Source organism: Klebsiella sp. SWET4 (assembly GCF_024296565.1).
GTDB classification, from domain to species: Bacteria; Pseudomonadota; Gammaproteobacteria; order Enterobacterales; family Enterobacteriaceae; genus Klebsiella; species Klebsiella variicola.
In genome coordinates, this window is sequence record NZ_JANCOB010000003.1 from 188,196 (window position 1) to 205,892 (window position 17,697).

Below are 17,697 nucleotides of genomic sequence, written 5' to 3' on the forward strand. Positions count from 1 at the left end.
CTCATTATGGATGGTAGTAAAGAAACTGAACGTCAGAGACAGAGAACACCCGCTCACGTTGTAAAACGACATGAGCACTGCCTCCCTGACTCTGCAGCCAGCGAGAATATAACCCCTCCAGTATGGCACAGAACGCGTTGCACCAGCGCACGCGTCCCGCGTCGTCCCGGCTGACCGGCAACGCCTGATGGCGCAGGCGCAGGCCATCCTCACCGACATCAATCGTCACCACGCCCCAGTGGAAATGGGTCAGCAGCCGGTTGATATTCGCCTCCAGCTCTCCCACCGTCTCCGACGCCGGCAGCGGATGGGTCTCCGCCAGCGAGGCGCCCATCTGACGCAGGAAGGGCTGGCTTTCCAGCTCGCCGGCATTATTTAACATACCTTCGACCATAATCACCAACAGATCGAACCATCCGGCAGGCGTCTGCTGTTGCTGGAACCAGGTCGTGACCACCGGGTTATTGTTCTCCGTCATCATCAATGATCTCCCAACATATAGCGGATATAGAGCCCGGCGGTGCTTTCGTTATAATCCCCGAAGGTGTCATAGCCAATCTGGCCCCCCAGCGTCATCTGTTTGTTAACCTTGTAGTCCGCCCCGGCGCGCAGGGTATAGCCGATGCCGCTCTTCGAGGTCGCGGAATAGTAGGCTTCCTTGGCAAACCCATTGCTCACCGCCGTCTCCAGGGTCTGCTGCCACTCCGAATTGGTCGGGAAATAGGCGCTCTTATCCTGACTGTAAGACTGGTAGCCCACCGAGCCGCCAAGCTTCATGGTCCAGTTATCATATTTCTCCGTCAGACTGACCGGCAGCGACACGCTGACATAGTTTTGCGGGCTAAAGTAGCCCCCCTGGCCATAGGTGAAGTAGCTGAGGTTCTTGGAATAATCCATATAGCTCATGCTCAACCCGGTCTGTAACTGGCGGTATTCGTCATGATAGGGCCGCAGATAGACCCCGGCATTGGCGTTAATGCTGGTGTTGCTGGCGACGTTCTGCCCCAGATAGCTGTATCCGCCACCGCCGACATAGAAGCCCGCGTCGCCGTCGTCATAGCTCAGCTGCAGGGTGCCGCCGTTTTTCGTCACCTGCCCCCAGGTTTTACCGGAATAGGCGTCTTTCAGACCAACGTAAGAAAGCAGGCTGTCGGTCAGTGAGCGGCGTTCGCCGGTCAGGATCAGCGACAGGTAGTTGCTCAGCTTAGGCGACCATTTCACCCCGCCGACAACGGTATTGAGATCCTGGCCCAGCGGCGTGCTGCCAATATCGACGCGATAATCGTCACCGCTTAACGCCAGCGCCAGCTCGACGCCGTTAGCCTTCTGCGAATCGGTTGAGCCGCTGGTCTGGTCAACGTTCGGCTTACGGCTGGAAGAGGCCAGATAGCTGGCGACCTGTCCCGAATCATAGCTCCCGAGCTTCGCCAGATTTTCCATCCCGCTGCTGGTGGTCGGATTGAAATCTGCCGCATTCAGGGTGCCCAGGCCGCTTAAGGCTTCGGCCCCCGGATTGCTGGCAAAATAGGCCGTCCGCTCCGCCTCGGTCATCGAGGCGATCGCCGCCTGCTCGCTGGTGGCGGTACTCACCATATTGGAGACCGCGTTAGCCAACGGGTTGGCGCCGTAGCGACGCCAGGCGTCGCCGCTGGCGGTTCCGGCGTTCAACGACACCGGGGTGACGGTAAAGTCAAAGCGCGAATCGCCAAATGGCGAAGAAGACCAGGTCAGCGGCGTCCGGAGCTCCGTCAGCTTGCTGGTACCCGATTCGCCGTCGCGCCCGCGCACGTCCATACCGCCCTGCAGCCAGCTGCCGGTTTTCTCCTGCAGCGACTCCATCATGGTGTCCACCTGGCGCAGCATCCGCGTCTCGGCGGTGTCCACTGGCAGATCGGGGCGCTGGATCCCCGGCAGCGTGGAACCGGGCGCGGCGGCCGACTGGGCGACCTGCCACGGCATATACTGCCCGTAGGCGGAGGCCGTTCGCGTCGGCGCCGACGTTTGCGACACGCCGATGAAGGGGTTATCCGCCGCCAGCACCCCGCCGACGGTTGGCGTTTCGCTGCTGTTGGTGCTTTGCATACCCAGCAGTTTGCCGCGGGCGCTACGCAGGTAGGTCATCGCCTGCTGATGATGGCCCTGCGCCTCTGCGACTCTCGCCAGCAGCAGTAAGCGATCCGGGGAGTTATCCTGGCGCAAACCGCCGGCCAGCTGTTCGGCGCGATCGTTATTCCCCGCCGACAGCGCCACGTCGATGGCCCCGGCGCGCGCGTCCTGGTTCGGCGTATCGCGCGTCATCAGGTAGTCATAGACCACCCCGGCCTCTTTGTTCATTTTGCCGCTCTGGTACAACCGCGCCATCGCGAACATCAGATCGGTATTCTGCGGGTCGCTTTGCATGGCGCGGATCAGCTTGTCATACGCCGCAGCGTAATTGCCCTGCTCGCGCAGGCGATCGGCTTCGTTGATCACATAGCCATTGCGAATACTCGCCAGCTGCGTCGGCGTACTGCTGGCCTGCAGCTGCGGATTGCTGAGCAAGTTCTGCGCCTCGCCGGTCAGCCCGGCCTGATTCAGCACCGCAATCTGATCGGCGTAATCACCGGCGTTGCCGGACACCCCGCTGCTGATATTGTTGCGCACCAGCGAGACCGCGGTAGTCAGATCGCCGCTCTCGGCCAGCAGCCGCGCCAGCTTGCCGGCGTCCGCCGGGGCTTTCGGCGGCGTGGAGGCCATCGCCCGCAGGGTATTGCTGGCGGCAGTGCGGTTGCCCTGCGCCAGATAGTTTTCGGCGGTCGCCAGCTGCAGGTTGTAGTTCACCCGCTGGCGTAAATCGCGCATGTCGCTGGTCTGGCTGCCGCCGGGAATGCGCGCCAGCAGCGTCTGCGCCTGCTGCCAGGCGCCGTTTTCGCTGGCAAACAGGGCGGCGGCATACAGCGCATTGTTGCTGGCGCCGGGGCGATAGGCCGCCGACATCAGCGAAGAGGCCTCGCTGCCGTTACCCGATTTTTGCAACAGCCGGGCCAGATCAAGGCGCAGCCAGGGATCGTCCGGATAGCGGGCGACGCCTTCGCGCAGAGTGGCAATCGCGCCGGCTGGATTACCGCTGCTGACCTGCGCCTGGGCCTGACGGCGCACGGCATCGCCCGGCATACCGGCCACCACCCGCGGCTGCAGTTTTTGCTGCAGGCTCTGCGGGAGCGTCTGCAGCATCGCCTGCGCCTCGGCGGATTTATTCTGCTCGCGCAGCACGTAATAGAGGTTTTCCCGCCCCGCCGCGTTCTGCGGATCGTCGCTTAACAGCGAACGTAGCGTTTGCTCCGCCTGGGGCAAATCTTTGTTATGCCGCAGCACATCGGCGCGGAACAGCTTCGCCGAGGCGCCCCGCGCCCCGCTCTGCTGCGCCAGCGGCGCGGAGAGCGCCAGCGCCTGGCTAATATTGCCCTGCTTATAGGCCTGCTGAGCCTGCGCCAGCTGGCCGTAGAACAGCGCATCGGCCGCCTGCTGACGACGGGTCGCCGAGGCGTCGCCGCCGAGATCCGCCGCCCGGCTCAGATACTGCGACGCGGCCTGGTAGTCGCCGCTGCGCTGCGCGATATAGCCCATGCCCGCCAGCGCATCGGCATCCTGCGGGTTGGTCTGCAGCACCTCTTCAAATTGCTGCTTCGCGGCGGCGGTATTGCCGCTGTTCAGATTGGCGTAGCCCTGGCCGCGCGCCTGACCGCTGCGCCGTTCGCGAAAGTAATTCTGAACTTCGCTATCCTGCGGATGCCGCTGCATCCAGGTATCGTAATACTGCTCATCCCCGGCCTGCGGGCCCAGCCAGAGCAGCGCCTGACGCAAGCCGCTGTCCGCCTCTTTATTGCCGCTGGCCATCGGCTCCAGCAGGGCGATCCCTTCCCGGCGGGTCTCTTCCCGCCAGGTTAAGGCTTTGCCCAGCGCCACCCGCGGGGCGTTCTCCTGCGGATGCTGGGCCACGTACTGGCGCAGTTCGCTGATGGCCTGCGGATAAAGCGATTTGTCGCTGGCCATGGTCAGGTAATATTCCGCCGCCAGCCCGGCAGGCGGCGTATTGCCATTAAACATGCTGCGCCAGGTCGCCAGCGCCCCGGGGATATTGCCGCCGCGCGCCTGCTGGCGGGCCAGGCTGAGCTGCCCCTGCGGCACCTGCGACATCTTTTTAGCGTTGTCTAAATCCTGCAGCCCCGGGCTGTCCGGCGCCGCTTTCGCCAGCCGGGCGCGCCACTGCGCCGCCGCCTGCATATCGCCACCCTGCTGCGACCAGAGCGCCATCAGATACAGCGCCTGGGTGTTATTGGCATCGACCGAAAGCACCTTCTGCAGGGACTCCATCGCCAGTTCGTCATGGGATTTCTCATGCCAGTAGTTGGCCTGGGCGAACAGCGCCTGCAGCGCCGCGTCGTTACCTGCCGCCAGCGCGCCGCCAGCAGCACCGAGAGTCAACGCGCCGGTGAGGCAGAACGTCGTGAGCCGGCGGGAGGTTTTCATCGTTATTGTTATCTTTCTTTTCATTAGTTATCCCCCGAACCCAGACGCTTACGGGCATGACGTTTAAACATCGCGGTCAGCGCCAGTCCCATTATCGAGGTGGCAATCAGCCCCAGCACCGCCAGAAAACCGGAATGCTGGCTGGCATACCAGACAGCCATCATGTACCACGGCATCTGACCGCTGGGGAACGGCGTGCTGACCTGGAAGCTGCGTACCCCGTTATCACTGGTGATCACCGCGGTATCGCCACGGATCCCGGCGTTGATACGCGGCGAGTCCAGATCGGTCTTCAGTCGCGCCAGCTGGTCATCATTGCTGGCCATCGCCACCACCACCAGGCGAGTCGCGTTCCACGGCGAACGATAGCTGATGAACCCGCGCCAGGCGCTGCTGGACGAGAAGTAGCGATCGGCATCGAGGCTGGCCGAGGTCCAGTCGCCGGTGAGCCGACGCTGCACTTTTTGCCACAGGTCAGGCTCGCGGACACTCAGCGTGTTATCCACCGGACGATACGGTGAATCAGCCAGCAGGCTCTGGTTAAAGGCCTGCTGATCGAGAGCGGTGACCGCCAGCACGTCACGTTCGCGCAGCGACTGCAGATCCGCGCCGCCGGTCGGCATCCCGAGCACGACGCGGTTATTCGCCAGCGCGGTGCCGGTCGCATTTCCGGAGCGCGCCGCCAGATTCAGCAGGGTGGCCACCTGGGTCTCAGACGGGTCCGCCGGCAGCATAAGCGTCGTTTGCGAATAGTCCGCCAGTCGCGAGAAAGGGAATGAGGCGCCAACGAAATAGGAGAGGTTTGGCAGCAGCGAGAAGTGTCGCGTTTTGCTCAAATCAATCCAGGAATCGTCAGTGATCCGGCTCTTGATATTGTTATTCAGCAGTACCGAGCACGGAACATCATCCTTCGGCACCACATTGAAGTACATCGACAGCTGGTTATCGCCGTAGATCAGATAGGGCGCCAGCGGGATGGTAAAGCGCTCCTGGCGCGCATCGCCCCCGAGGTGGCGCCAGACTTTCTCCAGCGGCCCCTGCTTGTTCATCGCCAGGTTATTGAGGAAGGTACCGTTGAGCGTGACGCTCAGCAGGGACTTGTCCTCATTAATCCAGCTTTCCGATGGGAAGCGGTAGCCAACCTGCAGCGGGATCGTCTCGCCATCCCAGAGATAGAGGTCGGGCGCGGCGCGAAAGGCGATACGTAAAGGCTCATGCCAGACGCCGCTGACGGTCGGGCTTTGATCCTTACGCAACAGTTCGCTGAGCCTGACCGGACGATCGGTGGGGATCCAGCGCGGCGCATCGTACGCTTTACCAACCGGGATGGTCTGCGGTTCGACATCCAGCGTCGCGGTTTGCGGGGCGAAGTTGCCGCGGGTCAACCGCCAGGCGGCCATGCGCAGCGCCGTATCGTTTTTACCAACAATCAGCAGCAGCTTGTAGGCCGGATTGGCAGGGTTGGCGATGATGCGCAGCAGCGGTTTATCGGTTTCCGGCAGCGTCATGCCGCCCACCTGCTCGCCCGGATGGCCAATCACAATACCATGGCGTTCCGGCAGGCGATCGCGCAGGGCGCTGAAGGCGATGCCGCGATAGTCCGCCTGGATACCCAGCCATGAAGAGACCAGCGCCGCGGCGCTGAAGACGTCAGCCGACGGCTTCGCCCCATAGGCGACCGCGATGTCCGCCGGGGTCATCTGCATACTGTCAAAGAAGGGGCGTGGGAAGTGGCTCAGGTCGTCGCTGATGTTCAGTTGCTGGCTTTCCCAGCTGAAATGCGACGTGGGCAGCACCGTCACCCGCGACGAATCATGAATATCACGCTGGCACTGCAGGGTATCGCCATCGTTGATCTTCACGCTCAGGTTATTGCTGGAGACCATCAGCGCGGGCGGAATATCCAGCTGATAATGGGAGACATCCTCGCCATCGGCACCCAGCGGCAGAGTGCCGAGGGGCTGACCGTTGAGCATCAGTTGCAGGGTGGCGTTGCGGCTCGCCATTTCCGGCGATACGCGGACGGCAAGGCTGAGCTGGGAATGGATCACCACCTGGTCGGAAGGCAGCGTAAAGCTAACGCCCCCCTGCCGCTGGCCGCCGCTGAGGATAATGCCATCCGGCATCCCCATTTGCGCCAGATTCAGATCGCCTCCCCAAACCGGGGCGACGGGGATGACATCGGGCGCAACCGTGTCGCTCACCGGCGGGGTTACTGCGGGCATCTCAGGCACAGGCGTTGTCAACGCCGCATCGCCTGCGGGGGCGGGCGCTACCGCTGGCGTGGCCTCTTCCGGAGCGGCCGCCGGAGGTTCGTCACCGGGCTCATTGTCCGCCGCGCCGTTGAGCTGCGGAAAACTCAGCGGGGCTGAAGCGCCAGTAGCCGGCTCTTCACTGTGCAGCGCAGGCGCAGAGAACATCCCTGCCAGCAGCGCCAGCGTCGTTAATCGCTTCATAACGTCCCATCCTCCTGCGCCGTTTTCGCCACAGCCGTCCGGCTGCGCTGGCTGCGACGGGTTTTCCACGTCAACCAGAACAGTTCGAACACGCAGCGCAAAATGGTGAAGAAGGAGCGGAACGGGTTATCCTGCGGGCGTGGCGGATTAATCCAGGCATCCGCGCGGGCCAGCACCACCCGCACCAGTTCACGGCGGCGCGAGAGAGGAATATCTTCATCAAACTTGAGGCGCAGGAAACGCTCGTCTGAGGTGACCAGCTGAGCCGGAATGGAGATAGCCCCGGACTGCAGGATCAGCTCAATCTCTTCGATATCATCCTCCAGATGGCGCATATCCGGCGCGGCCACGCGGCAGCCGCCCATCGACAGGTCCGCGGTATGGCTGCGGGAAACGATACCGCTGGCGTAATGGATCACCACCGGAATGTCGACATCGATACGAATGGTTTTTCGCACCTGCCGCGTTTCGCGCGCTACGGCAATCGCCGCCAGCAGGAAGATCAGGCTGTAGATCCCCCACCCGACGTTGAGGGCGATAACGTTGGGATCCGAGCCAAAGTAGTCATGGCCTATCGCCCGGACGATGCCGACCACCACCCCCAGGGCCAGCAGGCAGGCCACCACCAGGTGCGGCCGCACCACGGTGAAATCGAAGTAACCGACGTCAAGCAGCCCACCCTTATCGGTAACGTTGAATTTGCCGCGTTTGGGGAAAATCATCGTCACCAGTGTCGGCAGCACCAGGTGGAAGGCCAGCACAATATCGTAGATCTCCCCCCAGAAGCTGTAGCGATAGCGGCCGTTCATTCGCGAACCAACGTAAATAGCGAGGAACAGATGCGGCAGGGCATAGGAGACAATCAGGCTCGCTGAAGAGTAAATAATATTGAGGTTAAACAGCAGATAAGCCAGCGGGGCGGTGACAAACACCACCCTCGGGAGCGCGAACTGGTAGTAGAGCATGGCGCTCAGGTAGCACAAGCGCTGCTGGAAGGTCAGGCCGCGACCAAACAGGGGATTATCGACGCGAAAGATCTGCGTCATCCCGCGCGCCCAGCGGGTTCGCTGGATGACGTGCACCACCAGACGTTCGGTGGCGAGACCAGCCGCCAGCGGAATATCGAGAAAGGCCGACTTCCATCCCAGACGCTGAAACTTCAGCGCCGTATGGGCATCTTCGGTCACCGTTTCGACAGCGAAACCGCCGATCTGCGCCAGCGCCTCGCGGCGGATCACCGCGCAGGAGCCGCAGAAAAAGGTGGCGTTCCAGTTGTCGTTCCCCTGCTGAATCGGGCCATAGAACAACATCCCTTCGTTCGGGATGTTGCGCCCGACGGAGAGGTTACGTTCAAACGGGTCCGGGGAATAGAAATAGTGCGGCGTCTGCACCAGAGCCAGCATCGGATCTTTCAGGAAACCGCCGACGGTGGCCTGCAGGAAGACGCGCGTGGCGACGTGGTCGCAGTCGAAAACGCAGATAAGCTCCCCGTGGGTCAGGGTCAGCGCATGGTTAAGGTTCCCCGCTTTGGCGTGCTTGTTGTCGTTACGGGTGATATAGCCCACGCCGACGTCGGCGGCGAACACGGCAAACTCACTGCGTTTGCCATCATCCAGAAGATAGATCTTCATTTTATCTTTTGGATAATCAATGCATTGTGCCGCCAGGACGGTATCGCGCACCACCTCTAACGGTTCGTTATAGCTCGGAATATAGATATCGACCGTCGGCCACTTGCTCATATCATCCGGCAGTGGAACAATGCCGCGCTTCAGCGGCCAGACCGTCTGCAGGTAGTTAAGCAGCAGCATCACCCAGATATAAACTTCCGCCAGAAAGAGTCCCATTCCGAGAATGGCTTCAATGGACGAGTTGAAGTGCAGGGTCTGCGTGAGGCGAAAATACATATAACGCGTGGACATCAGCAGCGACGTGACGACCATAATGACCGATACGCTGCGGCGCTTACTGAAGCCCATCAGAAAGAGAATACCGATACTAAGCAGACCAAAAATATACTGCTTTTGGCTGTCCATCGGCGTGATCACCACCAGCACGGCGACGGGAGACAGCACCAGCGCCAGCAACCAAAAAAGAGATTTTTTCATTCAGCAGCCCTGCAATAAGTTAAAGCCCTGACATGCGTGGCTGGCTGTGCACCGTGCCATCGCCAATATGGATACCCAACAGCGAAGATATCTTTTTAGCCATGATTTCAATATCAAAGGCCGCTGCGGAGGAGGCGTTGAAGTCCAGGATCGACTTCTGCGAGGCATTAGCCTCTACCACGCTTTCATCACGATGGATCACGCCAAGCAGTCGCTCGCCCAGTTTCTCTTCCATCAGGCTGGTGACGTCCCGGCTGACCTGGCGACGGCTATCGCTTTGGTTTATGACGAAATAGTGCCCGTGCTTGTGATTCAGCGCCCCGCCGGTCAGGCGCTGCTTTTCCACGTGCGCCAGGGTCGACATTGAGGCGGTATCCGCCAGCAGCGGGATCAGATGCAGATCCGCCAGCCCCGTCAGGGCCTTCAGCGCCGGTGAAGGCCCTGGCGGCATATCGGCGATGGTGATAAGCCCGGGATAGTTGAGCAGCGCCGACAGACCGCGCTGGAGAAAATGGTCATTGTGGGTCAGTTGCTCATCAAACGCCTGACGCTGCGCTTCGCTCACTTCGCCGTAAGGCAGGACGAAAATATTGCTGCCGGCGCTCAGCACACACTGGCTCCAGTCATGCAGTTCCAGCGCCTTCGCCACGTAGCCCCGCTCATCGCTCAACGGCACGCCAAAATGCAAACGCAGCGCATTCTGGACGTCAAAATCCAGCGCCAGGACTTTGCTGCCGGTCCGCGCCAGCGAATAAGCTAAATTGGCCACAAGGGTCGTTTTCCCCACGCCACCTTTCGGTGAACAGACGCAAATCAACGGCATGTAGCGATCCTTTCCAGAAGAGATTTCAAAGGCTGGTCTTTATTTTTCGCCACCGGCTCCGCGGTTTTTGCCGCGAACAGGTGGGCATAGTTGTCGGCGCCCGGCGCAGGCCGCGGGGCCATCCTCGGCGGCGGGGACATCACCGGTTCAGGTACTGGCGTCGCTGCCAAGGGCTCTGACGTCATCGCCGGCGCCGGAGCGACAGGTTCCGGCATTGCAGGTTCTGCGACCGGCAGTGGGATCGCGGCAATAACTGGGGGGACTGGCGCAACCGGAGGTGATGCTGGCGCGGCGACCACAGGGTCGACACGCTGGAAGAGATCCGCAGGCACGGGCTGCGGCAGCGGCGCGGAGACCGACCCTCCCAGCGCCAGAGAAGCGGGTTTCCCGGCGTCGGGATTCAGCTGATTGAGGATCGCCCAATCCCCATGTTCCCGCGTGGCGGCTTGCGAAGAAAGATCCTGAAATTTGAGGTTTTGCGTCCGCGTTTTTTCTTGAAAGCGCTGCAGATCATCATAATGGTTCATTGATAACCTCATGATTTTAAAAATTTCATATTAAGTTTGTTGTTATTTTCTGGGTATATTAAAAATATCGTGACGCTTCTGGTATGGCAGATAAAGCGCCGGTGGTGACGTACCAATACACACGATTGACAGGGTTATAATAGTTTAGAATTTGATTTTTGGGATGATTCCACGGCAGAAGTATCGCTACACTAACACTTCCCTTTCAGAAGGATAGCCCCATTTTTTAGGTATGCGTACATCCTTAACCCCCGCAACCATCGCGCTTCCCAGTCGTTTTTATATAAAAGTATTACGCCATGATGAAATCATAGCGTCAGTTGGACGAAAGAATAAACCTGAACCATTTTAATTTCTCTTTAATTCTATAAAAATGGACTGAAAGGCTTATTTTTTCGGATAATCGACGAAGAATGCTCCGAGAGTATGGCAGAAACTGCGGTAATAAACGGTGTTGCCAGGTTTCCTCTCCGGCGGAAGAGAAACTCCCGGTCCTGGGACCGGGAGTGTGCCATCAGGCGTGGGGTTTTTGCGGATTCTCATCCTGATCGACGGCAAAGCAGGCTACCAGCTGGCCGCCGTAATCCTTAAGCTGCGGCTGAAGCTGGGTGCAGGGACCAAAGCGTCGACGGCAGCGCGCGTTAAAGGCGCAGCCCGGCGGTGGGTTCAGCGGGCTCGGCAGTTCGCCGGTCAGCTTGATCCGCTCGCGCCGATCGTCCGGATTCAGACGCGGCGTCGCCGACAACAGCGCCTGGGTGTACGGATGACGCGGATTGTTGAAGATCTGGTCCTTGGTGCCCTTCTCCACGCAGCGGCCGAGATACATCACCATCACTTCATCAGCGATGTGCTCGACGACCGACAGGTCGTGGGAGATAAACACGTAGGACAGCCCTAAATCCTGCTGCAGATCCATCATCAGATTCAGCACCTGGGCACGTACCGAAACGTCCAGCGCGGAAACCGGCTCATCGGCAATCACCACGTCCGGATCCAGCATCAGCCCGCGGGCAATAGCGATACGCTGGCGCTGACCGCCGGAAAACATATGCGGGTAGCGATCGTAATGCTCGGTTTTCAGGCCGACCTTCGCCATCATCGCCAGCGCTTTTTCACGGCGCTGCTCTTTACTCAGGCTGCTGTTAATCAACAGCGGCTCTTCCAGAATCTGCCCCACTTTTTTTCGCGGGTTCAGCGAACCATACGGGTTCTGGAACACAATCTGGATTTTCTGCCGCCGGAGCTTCTGCGCCTGCGGGTCATGCTTAAGCAGATCCTGCCCCTGATAATACAGCTCACCGCCAGTGGGGATCTCAATCATTGTCAGCAGACGACCGAGGGTCGATTTGCCGCAGCCCGACTCTCCCACCACCGCCAGCGTTTTACCACGCTCAAGGGTAAAGGAGACGCCGTCCAGCGCTTTCACCAGTCGTTCCGGGGCGAATATTCCCTTCTTCACCGGGTAGTGTTTTTTCAGATCAATGGCCTGCAACAGCGGTTGTTGCGTGGCGGCCTTTTGCATACTCATAATCCAGGCCTCCCGGCATCATCGAGTGGGTAGTGACATTTAGACTGACGGCCGCCGGTAAGATCCGCGAGCGCGGGCTCTTCGCTCCGGCATTTATCCGTGGCATAGGGGCAGCGCGGGTTCAGCAGACAGCCGACAGGACGGTCATATTTCCCCGGCACCACGCCCGGCAGCGACGCCAGACGCGCCTTATCCTGGGCGAACTCCGGCAGCGCGCGCAGCAGCGCCTGGGTGTACGGATGACGCGGCGCGCGGAAGATATCCTTCGCATCACCGGTCTCCACCACCTGACCCGCATACATGACGATAATTTTATGCGCCGCCTCGGCCACCAGCGCCAGGTCGTGGGTGATCAGCACCAGCGCCATATTCTCCTGCTGCTGCAACTCCAGCAGCAGCTCGATGATCTGCGCCTGAATAGTCACGTCCAGTGCGGTGGTCGGTTCATCGGCAATCAGCAGTTTTGGCCGACAGGCAATCGCCATCGCGATCATCACGCGCTGACTCATCCCGCCGGAAAGCTGGTGCGGATAAACGTCAAGCCGCGACGCCGGATCGGGAATGCCCACCAGGTTCAGCAGGTCGATGGCCCGCTGACGGCGAGTTTGCTTATTGCCGCCCTGATGAACTTTGATCGCTTCCATAATCTGGTAGCCGACGGTATAGCACGGATTGAGGCTGGTCATCGGATCCTGGAAGATCATCGCCACTTCCGCCCCCACCAGCTGACGCCGCTCTTTTTCAGAGATGCGCTGCAGGTCGCGGCCGTTGAACTCCAGTTTGTCCGCCATCACCCGCCCGGGATAGTCAATCAGGCCCATAATCGCCAGCGAACTGACGGATTTACCGGAACCGGACTCCCCCACAATACCGACCACTTCACCCTGCTTCACGCTATAGCTGATGCGGTCTACGGCGCGGAACGGCGCGTTCTCATCGCCGAAATGCACCGATAATTTATCTACATTTAATAACGCCATCTCGAACCTCTTACTGCTTCAGTTTGGGATCGAGCGCGTCACGCAGACCGTCACCCATCAGGTTAAATGCCAGCACCGTCAGCAGGATCGCCACGCCCGGGAAGGTCACCACCCACCAGGCGCTTTGCGCGAACTGCAATACGTCGGAGAGCATGGTGCCCCACTCAGGCGTCGGCGGCTGCGCGCCCATGCCGAGGAACCCCAGCGCTGCCATATCGAGAATGGCGTTAGAAAAGCCCAGCGACGCCTGAACGATCAGCGGCGCGAGACAGTTGGGAAGAATATTGACGAACATCTGGCGCATCGCGCCGGCGCCCGCTACGCGGGAAGCGGTCACGTAGTCGCGGTTGACCTCCACCAGCACCGCGGCGCGCGTCAGACGCACATAGTGCGGGAGCGCCACGAAGGTTAGCGCCAGCGACGCGTTGACGATAGATGGCCCGAAGATAGCCACCAGCACCAGCGCCAGCAGCAGGCTCGGCAGCGCCAGCATAATATCGACGACGCGCATAATGATGGAATCCACCACCCCGCCGAAATAGCCCGCCACCAGGCCGAGCACCACGCCAAGGATCAGCGACAGGACCACCACCAGGCAGCCCACCAGCAGCGACAGGCGGGCGCCGTACATCAGACGCGACAGAATATCGCGGCCCACGTCGTCGGTGCCGAGCAGATGCGCCAGGCTGCCGCCATCCTGCCAGAACGGCGGCGCCAGCAGCGAATCACGGAACTGATCCGCCGGGTTATACGGGGCGAGGAAGTTGGCGAACACCGCGATGATAATCATCACCGCCACGTACACCAGACCGACGACCGCGCCTTTGTTGCGTTTGAAATAGTGCCAGAACTCCTGCAGCGGGGTCATTGGCACCGGTGCAGCAATCGCTTTATTCTCAGTAACTTGTGACATGATGGCCCCTTACTTCTTATGCCGGATACGCGGGTTCACCACGCCATACAGCAGGTCGACCAGCAGGTTGACGAGGATAATCATCGTCGCCACCAGCAGTACCCCGCCCTGCACCACCGGGTAATCGCGACGCTGTAGCGCGTCGATCAGCCAGCGGCCTAAACCAGGCCATGAGAAAATGGTTTCCGTCAGGATGGCGCCCGCCAGCAGCGTGCCCACCTGCAGGCCAATGACCGTGACCACCGGCAGCATCGCGTTGCGCAGCGCATGGACCACAATCACTCGCATCCGGGTCAGCCCTTTGGCGCGCGCGGTACGAATGTAGTCTTCGCCGAGCACTTCCAGCATCGACGAACGGGTCATACGCACAATCACCGCCAGCGGGATGGTGCCCAGCACGATAGCCGGCAGGATCATATGCATTAAGGCGTCAATAAAGTCGCCCTGCTCGCCCCAGATGGCGGTGTCGATCAGCATGAAGCCGGTCAGCGGCAGAGTATCGTCAAGGAACACCGTATCGCTGATACGCCCGGAGACCGGCGTCAGGTTCAGCTGCACCGAAACCAGCATAATCAGCATCATGCCCCACCAGAAGATAGGCATGGAGTAGCCGGTCAGCGCCAGACCCACGGCGGTGTGGTCAAAGATGGATCCGCGTTTTACCGCAGCCAGCACGCCCACCGGAATACCGACGGCGACAGCGAAAATCATCGCGCAAACGCCCAGCTCAAGGGTGGCTTTAAAGCGCGGGACAAACTCTTGCCACACGGGAATGCGGCTTTTCAGCGAGATGCCTAAATCACCGTGCAGTACGCCCCAAATGTAATGGGCATATTGCTGCCACAGCGGCTTATCAAGGCCCATTTCGGCCAGCAGCTGCGCGTGACGCTCGGGGGAAATACCACGTTCACCTGCCATAATCATCACCGGATCGCCGGGGATCATATGGACGAAGGCAAAGGTGAGAAGGGTGATACCGATAAATGTCGGGATGACGAGTCCCAGACGTCGGAGAATAAACTGCAACATAACCCGGATTCTCTCTAGTGACGCCCCGCCTGGCGACAGGGCGTCTGTATTGCTCACAAAAGCATTCCCCGGAATAGCGGGAATACGCCCCCTACCTCTCCCACGCGGGGAGAGGGGGTCAGGCATCGTGCTTATTATTCGACGGAGACGTTATCGAAGTGGTGTTTGCCCAGCGGATCCACCACATAGCCTTTGACTTCTTTACGCACCGGCTCATAGACGGTGGAGTGGGCGATGATCAGCGCCGGAGCCTGGTCATGCATCACTACCTGAGCCTGTTTGTACAGTTCAATACGCTTGTTGTGGTCGTCGGTAGCGCGGGCCGGCTGAATCAAATCTTCAAACGGCTTATAGCACCAGCGCGAGTAGTTGGAGCCGTCTTTCGCTGCGGCGCAGCTGAACAGGGTCGCGAAGAAGTTATCCGGATCCCCGTTGTCGCCGGTCCAGCCCATCATTACGGTCTGGTGCTCGCCCGCTTTCGCCCGCTTCAGATATTCACCCCACTCATAGGTAACAATCTTGGCCTGGACCCCGACTTTCGCCCAGTCGGCCTGGATCATTTCAGCCATACGGCGAGCATTCGGGTTGTACGGACGCTGTACCGGCATCGCCCACAGGTCGATGGTGAAGCCTTTTTCCAGGCCCGCTTCTTTCAGCAGCTGTTTCGCCTTCTCCGGATCGTAGGTGTAGTCCTTAACGTCGTCGTTATAGCCCCACATGGTCGGCGGGATCAGGTTCTTCGCCGCCTGGCCTGCGCCCTGGTAAACGGCTTTGATGATCGCTTCTTTGTTCACCGCGTAGGTCAGCGCCTGACGAACTTTGACGTCGTCCAGCGGTTTCTTCTCGGTGTTGAAGGAGAGATAACCGACGTTCAGGCCCGGCTGTTCCAGCAGGGTAATGTTCTTATCTTCCTTCATGCGCGCGATGTCCGCCGGGTTCGGGTACGGCATCACCTGGCACTCATTTTTCTGCAGTTTGGCATAGCGCACGGAAGCGTCCGGGGTGATGGAGAAGACCAGACGATCGATCTTCGGCTTGGTACCCCAGTAGCCCGGGAAGGCTTTATACAGAATGCGGGAATCTTTCTGGTACTGCAGCAGCTGGAATGGGCCGGTACCGATTGGATTGAGGTCCACTTTTTCCGGCGTGCCAGCTTTCAACATGTTATCGGCATACTCTTTCGACAGGATGGAGGCGAAGTCCATGGCCAGATCAGCGAGGAACGGCGCTTCCGGGCGAGTCAGGACGAACTGGACGGTTTTATCGTCCACTTTCTTCACTTCGCTAATCAGGTCCGGTAACCCCATCCCTTCAAAGTATTCATAGCTGCCGCCAGAAACTTTATGGTACGGGTTATTGGTATTCTTCTGGCGATCGAAGGAGAACACGATGTCATCGGCGTTCAGGTCACGGGTGGGTTTGAAGTCTTTATTATCTTGCCACTTCACGCCCTGGCGCAGATGGAAAGTATAGGTTTTGCCATCAGGACTGACTTCCCATTTCTCAGCAAGCCCTGGAATAACTTCCGTGGTACCGGTTTTAAATTCGACCAGGCGGTTATAGATCGGTACGGAACTGGCGTCATAGGTGGTGCCAGAGGTGAAGAGCTGTGGGTTAAAGCCTTCCGGCGAGCCTTCAGAACAATAAACCAGGGTTTTCGCTTGCACGCTGGCGGCGACGGTCATGGCGACCAGGCTCAGACCAAGCTTCAGCATCCCTGATTTCTTCAAGGAAATACTCATTATTCTGCTCCAAAACTGTGATGTTGTTTGCATATATCCGCCGGACCTTTATTTATTTTTATTCGTCCTATTTCAAACAACGGATGCGTTGGCTGCGCTCGATCATCCCAGTCACATCGTTATCTATGCTCAGGGGAGCTCGTACACTTGCCGCCTTTCCGCAGCTCGAACTATTTAGAATATACCCGGTCCAGTCGGTGGTGCCCGAAGGCGTAGAGAGAGATGGGGATTCCTTTCGCAAAAACGACTGAGTTGCAGTACGGATTCTCCATGAAATGCCCCTCATGCCCTACAATCTGTCAACAGAATGGGGAAACGTCAATACAGCCAGCCGGGTTTTACATCCAGCGTGAGAAACGGCAGGCAAAGATTAAAAAAACTTCAAGGCGCTATTTTCAGCAGAGAAATTTATGCTACGGGTCAATAAGCAGAATAATGACCTTAATAATTTGCAACACGCAGAGGGAAACAATTCCAACAAATGAGAAAAATTTCTTGCCGTGTGACCAATATGTGAGCGATTAATAGCGCGAACGTTAAAGCGCACAGCGGAAAATGCTACATTTAGCCATAAGCTTCGCGAAAAAAGATCTGTTCATCGATAAAAAAATGCAATGGAAGATGTCACAAAATAGCGAATAGCTGGCTGGAAACGTGGGTAAAGTCGTTTATTGTGATTTTGGTGGAATTTTTGGCCAGTGGCGCACTGATGATGCCCGGCGGCGCTGCGATTGCGCGGGCCTACGGAACACAAGTCGAACTCTGCCCCCGGAGGTTCTCATCCTCACAGGCCTCAGATGCAAAAAAGCCTGCTCGTTGAGCAGGCTTTTCGAATTTGGTCGGTGATAGAGAATGACTCGCCACTTCGTGGCTCGCCCTGCGGGCCGTTGCTGACGCAACGTTCTCTCGCTTCGCTCGAGTCGAACCTCCTGCCCCCGGAGGTTCTCATCCTCACAGGCCACAGATGCAAAAAAGCCTGCTCGTTGAGCAGGCTTTTCGAATTTGGTCGGTGATAGAGAATGACTCGCCACTTCGTGGCTCGCCCTGCGGGCCGTTGCTGACGCAACGTTCTCTCGCTTCGC

The 17,697-nt window shown here is 59.2% G+C and carries 10 protein-coding genes, 1 other RNA gene and 2 pseudogenes; all 13 read right to left on the reverse strand.

Annotated features, from left to right (window positions below):
• Nucleotides 1-4: 4 nt before the first annotated feature.
• Complete coding sequence (gene bcsD, locus NKJ21_RS10030; protein WP_008806909.1) at nucleotides 5-481, reverse strand: cellulose biosynthesis protein BcsD; 477 nt, start codon at nucleotides 479-481, stop codon at nucleotides 5-7.
• Entirely contained in the window at nucleotides 481-4,533 is a 4,053-nt protein-coding gene (locus tag NKJ21_RS10035; protein ID WP_131024434.1) for a cellulose biosynthesis protein BcsC, read from the reverse strand. The genes bcsD and NKJ21_RS10035 overlap by 1 nt, the downstream gene beginning before the upstream one ends.
• Nucleotides 4,533-6,965 (reverse strand): cellulose biosynthesis cyclic di-GMP-binding regulatory protein BcsB, encoded by a 2,433-nt coding sequence (gene bcsB / locus NKJ21_RS10040; RefSeq protein ID WP_032740321.1) that lies wholly within the window; start codon nucleotides 6,963-6,965, stop codon nucleotides 4,533-4,535. The genes NKJ21_RS10035 and bcsB overlap by 1 nt, the downstream gene beginning before the upstream one ends.
• Nucleotides 6,962-9,073, reverse strand: coding sequence for a UDP-forming cellulose synthase catalytic subunit (gene bcsA, locus NKJ21_RS10045; protein ID WP_008806906.1), 2,112 nt, complete (start codon nucleotides 9,071-9,073; stop codon nucleotides 6,962-6,964). Before bcsA ends, bcsB begins: the two co-directional genes overlap by 4 nt.
• A gap of 19 nt (nucleotides 9,074-9,092) precedes the next feature.
• Nucleotides 9,093-9,885: pseudogene (locus tag NKJ21_RS10050) on the reverse strand (cellulose synthase operon protein YhjQ/BcsQ).
• Between the two features lies 1 nt (nucleotide 9,886).
• A complete protein-coding gene (gene bcsO / locus NKJ21_RS10055) occupies nucleotides 9,887-10,423 on the reverse strand; it encodes a cellulose biosynthesis protein BcsO (RefSeq protein ID WP_016161937.1) in 537 nt (178 codons plus the stop codon).
• A gap of 316 nt (nucleotides 10,424-10,739) precedes the next feature.
• Nucleotides 10,740-10,913, reverse strand: a pseudogene (locus NKJ21_RS10060) (hypothetical protein); the annotation flags it as partial.
• Between the two features lie 24 nt (nucleotides 10,914-10,937).
• A complete protein-coding gene (dppF, locus tag NKJ21_RS10065) occupies nucleotides 10,938-11,951 on the reverse strand; it encodes a dipeptide ABC transporter ATP-binding subunit DppF (protein ID WP_012967082.1) in 1,014 nt (337 codons plus the stop codon).
• Nucleotides 11,948-12,931, reverse strand: a complete 984-nt coding sequence (gene dppD / locus NKJ21_RS10070; protein WP_008806902.1) for a dipeptide ABC transporter ATP-binding protein — start codon at nucleotides 12,929-12,931, stop codon at nucleotides 11,948-11,950. Before dppD ends, dppF begins: the two co-directional genes overlap by 4 nt.
• Before the next feature lie 10 nt (nucleotides 12,932-12,941).
• Entirely contained in the window at nucleotides 12,942-13,844 is a 903-nt protein-coding gene (dppC, locus tag NKJ21_RS10075; RefSeq protein ID WP_032733925.1) for a dipeptide ABC transporter permease DppC, read from the reverse strand.
• A 9-nt stretch (nucleotides 13,845-13,853) separates the two neighbouring features.
• Entirely contained in the window at nucleotides 13,854-14,873 is a 1,020-nt protein-coding gene (gene dppB / locus NKJ21_RS10080) for a dipeptide ABC transporter permease DppB (protein ID WP_008806900.1), read from the reverse strand.
• Between the two features lie 134 nt (nucleotides 14,874-15,007).
• Entirely contained in the window at nucleotides 15,008-16,615 is a 1,608-nt protein-coding gene (gene dppA, locus NKJ21_RS10085; RefSeq protein WP_012540345.1) for a dipeptide ABC transporter periplasmic-binding protein DppA, read from the reverse strand.
• 836 nt (nucleotides 16,616-17,451) lie between these two features.
• Nucleotides 17,452-17,584: non-coding RNA, RtT sRNA (locus NKJ21_RS10090), on the reverse strand.
• Nucleotides 17,585-17,697 lie beyond the last annotated feature (113 nt).